This window comes from Variovorax sp. P5_A3 (assembly GCF_056400665.1).
Genome location: NZ_JBFUKW010000026.1, coordinates 95,915 through 109,185 on the forward strand (window position 1 = coordinate 95,915; position 13,271 = coordinate 109,185).

The 13,271-nt window shown below is 63.9% G+C and carries 14 protein-coding genes and 1 pseudogene; 5 read left to right on the forward strand and 10 right to left on the reverse strand.

The window, feature by feature from the left end:
- Positions 1 to 1,044, reverse strand: a complete 1,044-nt coding sequence (locus AC1D3B_RS29670) for a carbon-nitrogen hydrolase family protein (RefSeq protein ID WP_478194254.1) — start codon at positions 1,042 to 1,044, stop codon at positions 1 to 3.
- 140 nt (positions 1,045 to 1,184) lie between these two features.
- Here AC1D3B_RS29670 and AC1D3B_RS29675 point away from each other — a divergent pair.
- The 3 genes and pseudogenes from AC1D3B_RS29675 to AC1D3B_RS29685 all read left to right on the forward strand — a co-directional run bounded on the left by AC1D3B_RS29675 (position 1,185) and on the right by AC1D3B_RS29685 (position 4,433).
- Positions 1,185 to 2,151, forward strand: a pseudogene (locus AC1D3B_RS29675) (AraC-like ligand-binding domain-containing protein).
- A 327-nt stretch (positions 2,152 to 2,478) separates the two neighbouring features.
- Positions 2,479 to 3,732 (forward strand): DUF2252 domain-containing protein, encoded by a 1,254-nt coding sequence (locus AC1D3B_RS29680; protein ID WP_478194299.1) that lies wholly within the window; start codon positions 2,479 to 2,481, stop codon positions 3,730 to 3,732.
- Positions 3,733 to 3,773: 41 nt separating this feature from the next.
- Positions 3,774 to 4,433 carry an ABC transporter ATP-binding protein gene (locus tag AC1D3B_RS29685; RefSeq protein ID WP_478194255.1) on the forward strand — a complete coding sequence of 220 codons (660 nt, stop codon included), beginning with the start codon at positions 3,774 to 3,776 and terminating at the stop codon, positions 4,431 to 4,433.
- 20 nt (positions 4,434 to 4,453) lie between these two features.
- Here AC1D3B_RS29685 and AC1D3B_RS29690 read toward each other — a convergent pair whose 3' ends face one another.
- The 6 genes from AC1D3B_RS29690 to AC1D3B_RS29715 form a co-directional block, all read right to left on the reverse strand.
- Positions 4,454 to 5,695 carry a D-alanyl-D-alanine carboxypeptidase family protein gene (locus tag AC1D3B_RS29690; protein ID WP_478194256.1) on the reverse strand — a complete coding sequence of 414 codons (1,242 nt, stop codon included), beginning with the start codon at positions 5,693 to 5,695 and terminating at the stop codon, positions 4,454 to 4,456.
- 201 nt (positions 5,696 to 5,896) lie between these two features.
- Positions 5,897 to 6,619: an arsenical resistance protein ArsH gene (gene arsH / locus AC1D3B_RS29695; protein WP_478194257.1), complete on the reverse strand. Its 723-nt coding sequence runs from the start codon at positions 6,617 to 6,619 to the stop codon at positions 5,897 to 5,899.
- Complete coding sequence (gene arsC / locus AC1D3B_RS29700; protein ID WP_478194258.1) at positions 6,612 to 7,034, reverse strand: arsenate reductase (glutaredoxin); 423 nt, start codon at positions 7,032 to 7,034, stop codon at positions 6,612 to 6,614. The genes arsH and arsC overlap by 8 nt, the downstream gene beginning before the upstream one ends.
- The gene (locus tag AC1D3B_RS29705) at positions 7,031 to 7,756 is read right to left on the reverse strand and encodes an aquaporin (RefSeq protein WP_478194259.1); all 726 of its coding nucleotides are present in this window, start codon (positions 7,754 to 7,756) and stop codon (positions 7,031 to 7,033) included. Before AC1D3B_RS29705 ends, arsC begins: the two co-directional genes overlap by 4 nt.
- Before the next feature lie 52 nt (positions 7,757 to 7,808).
- Positions 7,809 to 8,135 (reverse strand): ArsR/SmtB family transcription factor, encoded by a 327-nt coding sequence (locus AC1D3B_RS29710; RefSeq protein ID WP_478194260.1) that lies wholly within the window; start codon positions 8,133 to 8,135, stop codon positions 7,809 to 7,811.
- A 68-nt stretch (positions 8,136 to 8,203) separates the two neighbouring features.
- Entirely contained in the window at positions 8,204 to 9,418 is a 1,215-nt protein-coding gene (locus AC1D3B_RS29715) for a lanthionine synthetase C family protein (protein WP_478194261.1), read from the reverse strand.
- A gap of 114 nt (positions 9,419 to 9,532) precedes the next feature.
- On the opposite strand from AC1D3B_RS29715, the gene AC1D3B_RS29720 reads away from it, so the two are divergent.
- Entirely contained in the window at positions 9,533 to 9,658 is a 126-nt protein-coding gene (locus AC1D3B_RS29720) for a hypothetical protein (RefSeq protein WP_478194300.1), read from the forward strand.
- A gap of 255 nt (positions 9,659 to 9,913) precedes the next feature.
- A complete protein-coding gene (locus AC1D3B_RS29725; protein ID WP_478194262.1) occupies positions 9,914 to 10,459 on the forward strand; it encodes a DUF2867 domain-containing protein in 546 nt (181 codons plus the stop codon).
- A gap of 368 nt (positions 10,460 to 10,827) precedes the next feature.
- On the opposite strand, the gene AC1D3B_RS29730 is transcribed toward AC1D3B_RS29725, so the two are convergent.
- The 3 genes from AC1D3B_RS29730 to AC1D3B_RS29740 all read right to left on the reverse strand — a co-directional run bounded on the left by AC1D3B_RS29730 (position 10,828) and on the right by AC1D3B_RS29740 (position 13,065).
- Positions 10,828 to 11,028 carry a hypothetical protein gene (locus AC1D3B_RS29730; protein ID WP_478194263.1) on the reverse strand — a complete coding sequence of 67 codons (201 nt, stop codon included), beginning with the start codon at positions 11,026 to 11,028 and terminating at the stop codon, positions 10,828 to 10,830.
- Between the two features lie 89 nt (positions 11,029 to 11,117).
- A complete protein-coding gene (locus tag AC1D3B_RS29735) occupies positions 11,118 to 11,849 on the reverse strand; it encodes an oxygen-binding di-iron domain-containing protein (protein WP_478194264.1) in 732 nt (243 codons plus the stop codon).
- Positions 11,850 to 11,883: 34 nt separating this feature from the next.
- Positions 11,884 to 13,065, reverse strand: a complete 1,182-nt coding sequence (locus tag AC1D3B_RS29740) for a hypothetical protein (RefSeq protein ID WP_478194265.1) — start codon at positions 13,063 to 13,065, stop codon at positions 11,884 to 11,886.
- Positions 13,066 to 13,271: the final 206 nt, after the last annotated feature.

Genomic DNA, 13,271 nt, shown 5'->3' on the forward strand with positions numbered 1-13,271 from the left:
TCAGGCCACGACTGTCTGGCGCACCGCTGCGGCTATGTCGGCCGGCACGGCGACATCGAAGGCAACTGCCTCCACGTCCGCCTGCCCCTGCACCACCACAGGCTCCCGCCGCGTCTTGTTGAGCCACAGCCGCGTCACATCCGGCCGCGAATAGTGCCCCGCCGGATCGCCCGCCGCCTTGGCGAGCGAGATCATGCCGAGATCGATATCCGCGACGACCAGGCCTTCCTGGTCTTCAGGCAGGTTCGTGCCGAGCGGCGACCCGTCCGGCCCGTAGATGCGCGCGAAGCCACCGCCCGCCAGCAGCATCTGCTGCTTGCCGGGATCGGTGCACAGCATCTCGTGCATCGCCTTCGAAACCGTGGCGCAGGGCGCGACCACGAAGCACTGCCCCTCGGCGGCATAGACCTGGCTCGCTGCGTTGTTGACCTCGGCGCCCAGCGCATAGGCCGCGCCGCGGTAGAGCGAAAAGCTCGGCCAGGCGCCGCAATGGATCTGCTCGTTCTGCGAGTACATCGCGTACTTGCTGAGCGGCTGCAGGTGCTCCCAGCACGACAGCGACCCGACGTTGCCGATCGCCGTCTCGACCACGCTCAGGTCGGAGCCGTCGCCTTCGCCGAACACGGTGCGTTCGACGTGCGTCGGCTTGAGCTTGCGCCGCGTCTGCAGCGTGTTGCCCTGGTCGTCGATCAGCGCCTGCGCGATGTAGAGGCTCCCGCCGGCCTTTTCGCTGTAGCCGAGCGAGACCCAGATCTTGTGCCTGCGGGCAGCGTCGCGGATGCGGTCGAACTCCGCCGATCCGACGACCAGCGAGTTGTCGTGGTAGCGCTGCACGTACTGCATGCCCCATGCCGGGGAATCGAGCCAGATCCACCAGGGATAGCCGGGCACCCAGGTTTCCGGAAAGGCGATCAGCTGTACGCCTTGGCCGGCGGCCTGCGCCATCAGGTCGATGGTCTTGTCGATGGTGCCGTCGAGGTCGAGAAAGACGGGCGCGGCCTGCACGGCGGCGACCTTGAGGCGGGGATGTGTCTTGCTGGGCATGGTGGACTCCTTCGGGTTAGCGCGGTGGCACGCGGGTTGCTTGAAGCGTAAGTTCGCCGCCTGAAAGCCCCTTGTCCGGGTTTCGCGGCGTTCTTGATCCAGCGTTGCAAACCGCGCGTCCGCACTTCGGAAGGATCTGCATGGCCCAACTGCTCAGCACCGACGTTGTTCCGCGCGAGCAGCGGCTCGCCTACTGGACGGACATGATCTGCAACGTCTACGTGCAGCTCGGGTGCGATCCGGTGCAGACGAGCGGCACGGGCGGCGATTTCGACGGCAGCATCCAGCAGCACACGCTGCCGAGCCTCGACGTGTCGGTGGTCACCTCGGGTCCGCAGAAAGTCATCCGAACGCCGAGCCACATTGCGCGCTCCTCGGACGATTACTTCCTGGTCAGCATCCAGGCCCCGGGGCCGGGGCGTGGTTCGGCAGGACGGACGCGACGCGGTGCTGTCGGTGGGCGACTTCGCGCTCTACGACAGCACGCGGCCCTACCAGTTGCTGTTCGACGATGCCTTCGAGCAGATCGTGCTCAAGCTGCCTGGCGAACGCCTGCGCAGCGAACTGCGCGAAACGCAGACGCTGACCGCCACCACGGTGTCCGGGCGCGAGGGCGCCGGCCATCTGCTGCTCGGGATGATCCGCACGCTGCGCGAGGACATCGACGCGCTGCAGCCCGCATCGGCGCTCGCCGTCGCGAACGGCGTGCTGAGCATCCTCGTGGCCGGCCTGCAGACGCTCCCGGCCGCGCGTTCACCGGCGCTGAGCAACCTGACGGCCTTTCATCTCGCGCGGATCAAGCGGCGCGTGGAGGCGCGGCTGGACGATCCTTCGCTGTCCGTGGGCACGCTCGCCGCGGAACTCGGGATGTCGGTGAGCCAGGTCCATCGCGTGTTCAAGACGGAGCCGCTGACACCCTCGCAGTACATCTGGGAGCGGCGGCTCGAGGCTTGCAGCCGCGACCTGCTCGACCCGCGCGTGGCCGGCCGCACGGTCGGCGATGTCGCCTACGGTCGTGGATTCAGCGACGCAGCGCACTTCAGCCGCGCCTTTCGCGAACGATTCGGTTGCTCGCCGCGCGAGTGGCGCCAGCAAGCCGCGCATTGACCGATGGTTGACCGAGCCGCGCACATCCTTCGATCGGAGGATCCTTGCTCATGAGCTACACCCGCTGAGACGCGCTATTCCGCTGCCTTTCCTTCGGGTCGAATGCAACCCAGAATGAAGCCCGGCAAGGAAACCGGAGCATTCATGGCACGCACGAGGAAGCCCGAGGCGGAACCCGAAGACGCGGCACGGGCGCAGGACCTGTCGAACGCGTTCATCGCGCCGAAGCCCACTGTCGAAGAGCGCATGGCCGCCGGCAAGGCCTTGCGCGACCGCGTTCCCCGTACGAGCCATGGCGCCTTCGAGCGCCCCTCCGGCGTCGACCCCGTGGGCATCCTGCTCGCCCAGGCCACGACACGGCTGCCCCAACTGGTGCCGGTTCGCCACGCCCGCATGCTGCAATCGCCGTTCGCATTCCTGCGGGGATCCGCCGCCGTGATGGCCGCCGATCTCGCGCCGAGCCCGACGACAGGCTTGCGCGTGCAGGCCTGCGGCGACATGCACGTCGCCAACTTCGGCGTGTTCGCGTCGGCCGAGCGGCAGCTGGTCTTCGCCATCAATGATTTCGACGAGACCCAGCCCGGCCCCTGGGAGTGGGACATGAAGCGCCTCGCGGCCAGTGCGTACCTCGCGTCGCGGCACCTGGGCGGCGACCGCGAAGCTCGTGAAGCCGCGGTACGCTCCGCTGCCGTCTCCTACCGGCAGCGAATGCGGCGCTACGCGGGAATGGGTCTGCTCGAAATCTGGTACGACACGATCCACAGCGCAAGACTGCTGGAGGCGCTTCCCTACTGGTTGCGCGATGGCGCCTCCAACCTGCTCGACAAGGCACGCAAGCGCAACCACCTGCAGGTGCTCGACAAGATGACCGACCTCGTGGACGACCAGCACCGGATCGTCGAGCAGCACCCTTTCATCGTGCGCGTCACCCACACCTCGTCGGGGCGGCCGGTGGAGGACGCGCTGGGCCATTTCCTGGCGGCCTATCTCGATTCGCTCGCGCCCGAGCGACGCTTCCTGCTGTCGCGCTACAGGGTGCTCGATGTGGCCATGAAGGTGGTGGGCGTGGGCAGCGTCGGCACGCGCTGTTGGGTGGTGCTGATGCAGGGACGGGACGAGGACGACCCGCTCTTCCTGCAGATCAAGGAGGCGCAGCCCTCGGTGCTGTCGCCCTATGTGCCCTGGCCCGGATCGGGCAAGGGGCCCCTGAACGAGGGACAGCGGGTGGTGGTGGGGCAGCGGCTCATCCAGGGCTCGCCCGACATCTTCCTGGGCTGGGGTCAACTCGACGGCACGGATTTCTACGTTCGCCAGTTGCGCGACATGAAGGGCGGCATCGAACTGGAAATGGGCCAGACCCCGCCGGCTGCGTTCTCCGAATATTGCGGCGTCTGCGGCTGGGCCCTTGCGCTGGCACACGCCAAGTCGGGCGATGCGGCCATGATCGCCGGCTACCTCGGAAAGTCGGAATCCTTCGACGACGCCCTGGTGCGCTTCGCCACCGCCTATGCGGAGCAAACTGTGCGTGACCATGATGCGTTCGCTGCGGCGGCGCGCAGCGGGCGGGTCGAAGTCGCCTAGGCTTGAAAAGCCCTGGCGTGGCGTTGCTGTAGGGTTGCGGCATGAACCCAACGGCACTCGCCCCCATTCTCGACATCAAGGACTTGCGCTTCGCGCACCCAGGGGAACCGGCGCTCGCCGCAGGATGGAGCGCGTCCATCCGCGCCGGGGTCACGCTGCTGTACGGCGACACCGGCAGTGGAAAGTCGACGGTCCTTCGATTGATTGCGGGCTCGTTACCCGCCGAGGGCCGGCTGACCGTCGCCGGTGCACGCCTTGACCTCGAGCCCGAGGCCTATCGACGAAACGTATTCTTCTGCGACCCGACGACCGACGCATTCGACAAGGTCACCGCGCTCGAGTGCGCGGCGTCGCTCAAGGCCGGCGATGCACGCTTCAGTGAGGAAAGGTGGAGAACCTTCATCGAGGGATTCTCCTTGGCCCTGCATCTCGACAAGCCGATGTACATGCTTTCGACCGGCTCCAGGCGCAAGGCCTGGTTGGCGGCTGCGCTCGCGTCGGGACGCCCACTCACGTTGCTCGATGAACCCACGGGCGGCCTCGACGCCGGCTCGATCCGCTTCCTGTGGCGCGCGCTCGATCGCCTTGCCGAGGAGCCCGACCGGGCCATCGTCGTCGCAAGCGCCGCGCGAATCGATTCAATCCCGCTTTCCGGTTCGATCGAACTGCCGCTACGTTCGGGTGCAGGCCCTCGCCAGTAGGGAAGGATGGCCTCGCAGGTTCATTTGCCAAACAACTTGGCCGCGTGCTGCCACGCACGCAGCATCAACCCCGAGCGTTCCACGTCGGCCTGCGCGACCAGCGGCGCTTCTCCCACCGGCTTGCCGTTCGATTCCGCGACCACCTTGCCGATCACCGCACCCTTGGTCACTGGCGCCTGCAGGTCTGGCTTGACCTGCACCGAGGTGCTCACTTGCTGGCCGCGCGGCACCGTCACCGTCCATGGTGACCCCAGAGCCGCATCAACAGTGTCGGCCTTGCCAAAGCTGATCTTGGCCTTCGTGACGACCGTGTTCGGCTGAATGGGGGTGGCCTTCTCGAAGTTGCTGAAACCCCAGCCGAGCAGCTGGCGCGTCTCGTCGGCACGCGCCTGCGCGCTGTTGGTGTTGAGAATCACCGTGATGAGGCGCATCCCGTTGCGCTTGGACGAAGTGACGAGGCAGTAGCCCGCCTCCTGGGTGTGGCCGGTCTTCAGGCCGTCAACCGTCGGATCGGTGTAGAGCAGGGCATTGCGATTTCCCTGCTTGATATTGTTGAACTTGAACTCGCGCTCCGCGTAGATCGGGTAGAAGTCGGCGCTGTCGCGGATGATCGCCCGCGCCAGGATCGCGAGGTCCCGCGCAGATGCCTTGTGATCCGGGTCGGGCAGACCCGTCGCGTTCACAAAATGCGTGTTCTTCATCCCGAGGCGCTGGGCTTCGGCATTCATGAGCTTGGCGAAGCCCTCCTCGGAGCCGGCCATATGCTCGGCGATCGCCTTGGACGCGTCGTTGCCCGACTGGACGATGATGCCGCGGAGGATGTCGATCACCGTGGCCTGGCTGTTCAGCGGCAGGTACATGCACGACTCGGTGCTCGAGCCACGGCACCAGGCGGTCTGACTGACCGAAACAAGATCCTCTTTCTTGAGCTTGCCCGAGCGAATGGCCTGTTCGACCAGGAAGCTGGTCATCATCTTGGTCAGTGACGCTGGGGGCAGCGGTTCGTCGGGGTTGGCCGAGGCGAGCACCTCGCCGGAGTCGAAGTCCATCAACAGCCATGCCTTGGCGGGGATCGCTGGCACGCCGCCGGCGACAGCGGTCTGTCCAGCGGCTGGCGCCGCGGCAGGTGCTTCGGCGGCGGGCTTGGTATGGGGTGCGCGCTTGGCGGCGTGGGAGGCTGCGAAGGACACCGAGCTGGGAGCCAGGGCGCCCGCGGCGATTGCGAAGGCGAGCGGGAGGAGGGAGAAAGTTTTGGGTTGCATGGGTGTTCAGGGGCAGAGCGCAGATTGTCGCGGATCAGGCGTCGATTTTCGATCGTGCATAGAGAATCGAAGATTGGAGTGCAAGTTCAGTCGGCCGGAGGCAGACATCCGTCGCAAGGTTCTATCGGCCAACTGCCGACATTCGCTGCTCCCTCAACGGACTCAGTGACTTTTTATCAGGGGTCGCGGTACGGGCCTTGGCTAGACGGCCCGTTGATTCACCCTGTTGGACAGCTCTTCAGCGCTTTCCTTGCGCTCGCTGTATCGGTCTACCAAATAGGGCCTGATGTCGCGGGTGAGTAGCGTGAACTTGAAAAGCTCTTCCATCACATCCACGACCCGGTCGTAGTAGCTGGAAGGCTTCATTCGGCCCGCCTCGTCGAACTCGAGGAAAGCCTTGGCCACGGACGACTGGTTGGGAATCGTCAGCATGCGCATCCATCGGCCGAGTACGCGCAATTGGTTCACGGCATTGAACGATTGCGAGCCGCCCGAGACCTCCATGACGGCAAGTGTCTTTCCTTGCGTGGGCCTAACGGCTCCCAAGGCCAGTGGAATCCAGTCAATCTGCGCCTTCATGATGCCGGTCATCGCGCCGTGCCGTTCGGGCGAGGTCCACACCATGCCTTCGGCCCACTCGGCCAGTTTGCGCAGCTCCTGGACCTTCGGGTCTGTGTCGGGCGCGCTGTCGGGAAGGGGCAATCCCGTTGGGTTGAACACGCTCACTTCGCCACCCATGGCCTCGAGAAGGCGCGCGGCTTCGAGCGTCAGCAGTCGGCTGTATGAGCGCTCACGCAGGGAACCATAGAGCATCAGGAAACGCGGTCGATGGAGGGACGGCCGTCGTGCGACCAGGCGGTCTTGCGTCGGGACGTCGAACATTTCCGCGCTGAGCGCCGGGAAGGTGGACCGGTTCTCAAGCACGGCGCACCCCATTGTCGACAACGATTTCTCCGTCCTCCTTGGTGAACGGAGGCAGTTTCGGGCATGGAAGAATCTCAAGGACCGCTTCCGAGGGACGGCACAGCTTGGTACCCAGCGGCGTGACCACGATGGGCCGATTGATGAGGATGGGATACGCCACCATGAAGTCGAGCAGTTCCTCCTCCGACCACTTCAGGTCGTCGAGCTTCAGCTCGGCATAGGGAGTTCCCTTCTGCCGAAGGACCTCGCGAACGGGAATTCCCATCGCGTCGACAAGGTGCTTCAGCTGCGCGGTCGAAGGGGGAGTCTTGAGGTACTCGATGACATTCGGCTCGACACCGCTATGGCGAATCAATGCCAGGGTGTTGCGAGAAGTCCCGCAGTCGGGGTTGTGGAAGATGGTGATGCTGCTCATTGCAATGGGTGGTGGGCGCCATCTGTGATAGCTGGCGTCGAAGGTTCGTGCAACCGAGGCGGCGGGGCTTTAGCCGCTGCCGCGCCAAGCGCACGGTGAATGGCGACGCCAATGCCGGCACCGACAAGCTCGGCAATCACGAAGCCCGGAACGCTGGAGGGAGCGATGCCGGAAAAACTGTCGCTGAACATCCGGCCAAATGCGGCCGCAGGGTTGGCAAATGACGTCGAAGCCGTGAACCAGTACGCCGCACCGATGTAGCAGGCCACCATGGCCGCTACGCGGTTCGGCGGAGCGCGCAGAATCACCAGCAGCAAGCCTGCAGTCGCGACCGCCTCGGCGATCCACTGACCAGTCCCGCTGCGGACTTTGGTCGAGAATTGAAAAATGGTGGTGTCGAACATCGCGTGCGCAAGCCACGCGCCAAGCATTGCGCCAGCCAGTTGCGCGACGACATAAGGTGCCACGAGAGAGCGAGGCATTGCGCCGCGGGCTGACATGACGAGCGACACGGCCGGATTGAAATGCGCGCCGCTCACGGGTCCGAGCGCCTCGATGAGGATGTACAGGCCGCCAATCGTGGCCAGGGTATTGGCCAGCAGGGCAATGGCAACGTTGCCGCCCGCCAGTCGCTCGGCCATGATGCCCGAGCCGATGACCACGGTGAGCAGAAGCGCTGTGCCGAGGGCTTCGGCAAACAGCTTCCGAGAGATGTCGCCCACGCTGCTTACCCTTTCTTTGAGGTGACGCCGAGGTTCCGCAATTCGGCATCGTTCAGCATTTGCAGGCAAGACCTGGCGTCTCTACCGCACAGGCGGCCCCTTGGCAGCAGTTGTCGGTGAGGTAGCCGAGCAGCGCGTTCATGTTGTCGTATGCGGCTCGGTAGACAAGGTAGCGACTGGCTCGCTCCTGCGTCACCAAGCCAGAGTTCGACAGCTCCTTCAGGTGAAAGGAGAGCGTCGCGGGAGCAACGCTCAATGCTTCCTGGATGACCCCTGGCGTGAGCCCGCTTTGCCCAGTGACCACCAAGGCCCGGAAAATCTCTAGCCGCAATGGGTGAGCCAAAGCTGCCAACGCTTGAACAACCTCTTTCGATTCCATGATTCGAGAATACTAGAAATAATGACCACAGGTCAAGCCACGCATCTCGGCGCGCGCTGGAACATTGGCTAGCCCTCAAAGAAGATATCAAGCGTTGGAAATCGGTCCGTACTTTCGATGCAGTCCAAGAGATACACCGCAAACCCCAGGTCCCCCGTCCATAGCGAATAGCGCAGGTGGCCGAACTGGGCAAGGTCGCGTTCAGTCTGGTGGATACCGTGCATTGCGAAAGCCCGCGCCCGTTCGAGCCACATGGTTCCGCCAAATCGCCGATGCAGCTTCAGGAATGCGTAGCCGTTGCCTCCTGTGCCATGGCACAAGCTGGACCCCTTGCGCAGCGGACCCGCGGCCCATGTAGTCTCCCCGCCGGCCACGAGCAGGTCATCGAGGCCATCGGACGGGAAGTCCGCGAGACAAATAACGAATCCCGGAGCACCGTGGCAGAACTGGACCAGACCGGGCGATTTGCCGAGGGGTGAGCCATCGAGTCTCGCACGCCAGTTTGCTTTACCCTGGTCGCACTCGACTGTCTGGCGCACGGTGTTGGCGATGCACGTTTCCCACTCGGCCCAAGTCTCCGGCGCGAGGAGATGGCGTCCATTGATCAGTACGGAAGCCGTTGCCGCGAACCCGTGAACCGCATCGAGGTACGTGCAGGTGTTGCCATACAGGTCTTGCGTCCAGTAATGACAGCCATGTTCCGTTGACCAGTGGAGTTGCGACCAAAGGTGCCGAGCGGTCGTGCGGTAGAGGTCGGCCCAGACGGCCTCGCCCGTCTGCTGATGCAGGAACAGCGAGGCCAACAGTGTGCCTGGCGCACCCCACATCAGTTCCCGCGCAGGATGGTCGCGCGTGGCCTCCACAAGTTTGATGAGTTCGGCGCATGTCTCGCTCGAGGGGGCATGCCACTGCTGAAGCAACTGAATGCCCGTATCTCCCATGAGGTAGCTGCCAAACGGGCTCTCGGCCTCGTGGCCCATTTGCTTTCGATTGGGCGCGAGGAGCGACTTCACGTAGGGAGCGTAGTTTCTCTTCAGGCGGCAGGCGCCTCGGACTTCCAAATAGCGAAGAGCCCAGAACACGCCGCATGCGCCCCAATAGAGCAGGTAGGAAGGCGAGCAATCCGAACTGTCTTTGGGATGGGTCGGCCAGAGGAGTTCAGGGGAGAAGCGAGCTTCTGCATCTTCGACAATCTGCTCGATCTTCCTGCGAGCGACTGCTTCGTCCCAAGCGCCGGCGGCAAGGGGTTCGTGGCGGTCCGGGATGAAGAGCATTGCAGCCATGAACGAAGTCTACAAAGGAGCGCCGCCCGAGACCACAGTAAAAGGAGTTCGCTACGCGGAGACCTCGCGGCGCTGAGAGACCTGCATGCTTGAACAACTCGTTTTGTGATCGCGGTGCGGGACTTGGGCCGGTCGGCCGGCTACTACAGGGACGTGCTTGGATTCTCCATTGAGTGGCATGAAGTGTCCGGGTGGCGTCTGTTGGCTGGATTCAGACCTATGGCTCTCAGGCCGAGATGACCATTCAGGTGAGCTTCGCCGCGGAAGGCGGTTCTGGCGCTTCACCCTGCTCCTGGCTGCCGTGCGGCCAAGTGCAGTCCATGTCCGGTGTCGGCTTTAGGGTCGCCCGGCGAGCGTCTTCATCCTGATACGCACAAAATGTGAGAATCAGGAGCTGCTTCTCTCTCAGACGCTGGAGACTCTTCATGACTACGATTGCCGAGATCTTCGCCGGCCCATCCAAGCCTACGCACTGATGCCTCAGGAGCGCCATTCATGCCAAGCGAACTCATGCTGGTAAAGCCGGTGGCTCTCCCCCCGCAGTCTGCCGTCGCTACTGTTTATGAATCAACGAATCTCGCAGACGCATTTGCGATTCAACTTCCCTTTGGCACCTCTGGCGATCCGGATGTCCTGTGGCGATTCCTCATTTTGCAGCAGCCATCTTGGATCGGATGGCTTACCAAGGTCCGAGATGCAATCGTCGCGTGCTTTGGTCTGAAGACCGCCAAACACCTTGCGACTCTCTCCGGCGAAGCCAACGCTGACCGTATCGGCATCTTCAAGGTCTACAGCAAAAGCGAAACCGAGATTGTCTTGGGCGAGGACGACAAGCACCTTGATTTCAGGCTGTCAGTGCTCCGGACGCCGGACTTGTCTTCACCGCTCGGTGGCCAACTGACTGTTTCGACCGTCGTCCACTGCCACAACCTCTTGGGCCGGGCCTACATATTGGTCATCGCTCCTTTTCATCGCCAGGTCGTGAAAGCCAGTCTTCGTCGCGCTGCACATATCGGTTGGCCTAAGGCGGGCACAAGGTAGAGGCAACTCGTCTGATCTGCGATGGCCAGGTGACCATGCGACCCGCCAGCGAAAACACCGCCGATATACTCCCGCCCATCACGTCAAAAAGGGCGTGATCGGGATTGGTCTCCCGTTGGCACCCCTGCGACGAAAGCCGCAGGACTCCGCAGGGATCTGCGGCTTTTTCGTTCGCGTCACTTTTTTAGGCGGCTCGGACGGGAGGGCTCACGCCCTGCCGGTTCTCGCAAGGGGTGCCCGGTAGACCAACCTGTTCGAGCCGCCGCCTCCGATTGGTCTCGGTAGCGGTGGCTTTTGCAAACCGCACCCCTTGGAGGCCATTCTTGGCATGCCCTACTTGCGCGCTCGCGCGCCTCCCCAACGCTCCCTCAATCGCCACTTTGGCCGCGCAGGCCGCTGACGCGCTCGACGCATTGCAAGAGGCGTATCACGCAGCCTCGTGCGTCCGCTGCTTCCTCATGCACATGGAGGACGTGCGCGACGCCCAGCGCATCTTCACCCGCACCGAACTGACGGCATTGCACGCGGTCGTCGACTCGGAAGTCGAACGCCGACGGCAGATCGCCCACGCAGCAGTCCAATCCGCACGAATGCCGTAGGCAAGCCAGTCGCTCGGCAGAAACGAGCGGGCCGCCACAACCGGCCAGGCATGGCTGACTCAACGCGCTCCCGTCAATGCCTCCGATAGCTGGCGCAACAGCGATGCCCCATCACCCTGCCAAGCACTGCCGTGCATGCACGCCAGCGTGCGGGGCTCCTGCTGCGCAAGCCCGGCCAGCATTTCGGCAGTACGCGGCGCATGCGCGTAGTAGTCCATCTGCTGCCGAAACGCCTCGCTCGGCCCCAGGATGTCGGCATCCGTCAGCGCCTTCTCGCTGTTGCCCGGCTGAGTGAAGAGGTCGCCGCAGAAGAAGGTGCGCGTGCGCGTATCCATCATCAGCCCGCATTCCCAGCCATGGGGAAGATGCGGCGTGTCGAACCACCGCATCGTGTGGCTGCCGAGCACGAGTTCCTCGCCATCCGCCAGCGCGCGCGGCGGACGGTCTGCCAGGTCACCCATCGAGACCATGGCCGCGATGCTGCCGCACAGCGGCACCGCTTGCGGCGCAGCCGCCAGAAACAGGTTCATCGCGCCGCACTCGTCGGCCTCGACATGGGACAGCCCGATGTACCGGAGGCGATCGAGCGGCATCACGCTGGCGATGGCCTCGCTGACCAGCGGAAAAAGCTGGCGCGGCCCCGAGTGGAAGAGCAGTGGCTCGTCGTCCACCACGAGATACTGGTTGAAGCTGAACAGGTTGCCGTCGGGCAGCGGCAGCGGCGTGTTGATGCGGAATATGCCCGCCGCGATTTCCTGCACGTTGGTGCCTGATTGCGGATTCGTGATCATGCGTGCCTCCGTTCGTTGCGAGTGACCGTTCGCGTCATCGGGCGCGCGCGATGCTCGTGCATTCCATGTACCTCGCGTGGACCGCCCGGATGGCATTGTTGTCCCGGGCCTGCTGCGCGGGAACGATGTTGGCCCGCATCTCGTCAGAGCACGCCTTGAACATCGCACCCTTCTCGTCCTGCAGCGCTTTTCTTTCAGCGGATTTCGAGCGTGCGGCCTCGTTTCTCTGCCGGTTGGCCTCGGCTTGGGCAGGGTCGAGATACGTCGAATTCTTCTGCGCTCTCGCGTCCTTCGCCATCTGCGGCGTGATGACCACCTTGGCGGGCGACGAGGCGATCGCGCTTGCCTGTCGACTGTCCGGCGGGCATTCGTCGAGGGCGTGATCCTTCAAGCCAGTGAAAGCGCTCATGTTCATGGCCATGAGGAAGGCGATCTCGTCAGGGGCCTGGCCCTTCCAGAAGTGGAAGACCGAGCCGTCGACCTGCCGACCCGCATACAGGCATTGAAGGATCTTGTTCGGAAGCCTGGCCACCCGGGCGTCGAAGTTCTGCGCAAAGGGGGTCTCGCCGAAATAGGCGCGCGGAGAGACGGTCGTGCCGGGGCTGAGCAACTTGCGTGCGCCGCCCGTGCGCTGGGCCTCGACTTCGTCCCACTCGGCTTGATCGCGAAGGCGACGATAGGCCTCGTATTCCTTCAAGCTGTCGCTGCTTTGCAGGGCACGCGCCGCCTTGACCGGGTCGGGGGTCGAGCCGAAGCCTCCGCCAGCACTCATGCGCATCGCGGAGACCCATTGATTGAAGGCCCGCCTGGCGCTGGGCGGGATGCCACCGTCGGGTGGGCGACCATTGTTTGCCAGGGCCATGACGCTTGTGATCAGTTGCGCCTGATCGTCGTTGCCCATCACCTTCGGCCACGCGATCATCAGGTCCTTCTCGAACAACATCTGGCCGAACTTGTCTCCCGCCGGGCCCCGAGCCGATCCCGAGGCGGCGAAGTAGGCGCGTCGCGCGTCTGCAATCTGCGCCTCGAACTGCGCCATCTGCTCCCGCATCTGCGCGTAACCCTCGATCGCCTTCTGGACGTTGTAGGCCATGTAGTCGCGAACCGTCGGCTGTCCGATCCAGATGACATCGGCAAGAGCGCTGGTCGCCGACAACGCGCCGGCGACCAGCAGAGGCCAGAAGCGGCGATTGAACATGCTTGCGCGAACATTCATGGCGATCCCTCCGAGTTGTTAGCGTGAATCCTGAGCAGAAATGGATACTTTATGGCTACTATTCTGCCTTCGTCTGTCGTCAAGTTGCGCGGAAATTGCGAGTTTGCGGCCATGCGCCCCGGTCGGACGGCACCGTCACGCTATGGGCCGAGGACGCACAGGGCGCCCTGCTCATGCAGGCCACTGCCCGAATGGAATGAAGCGCG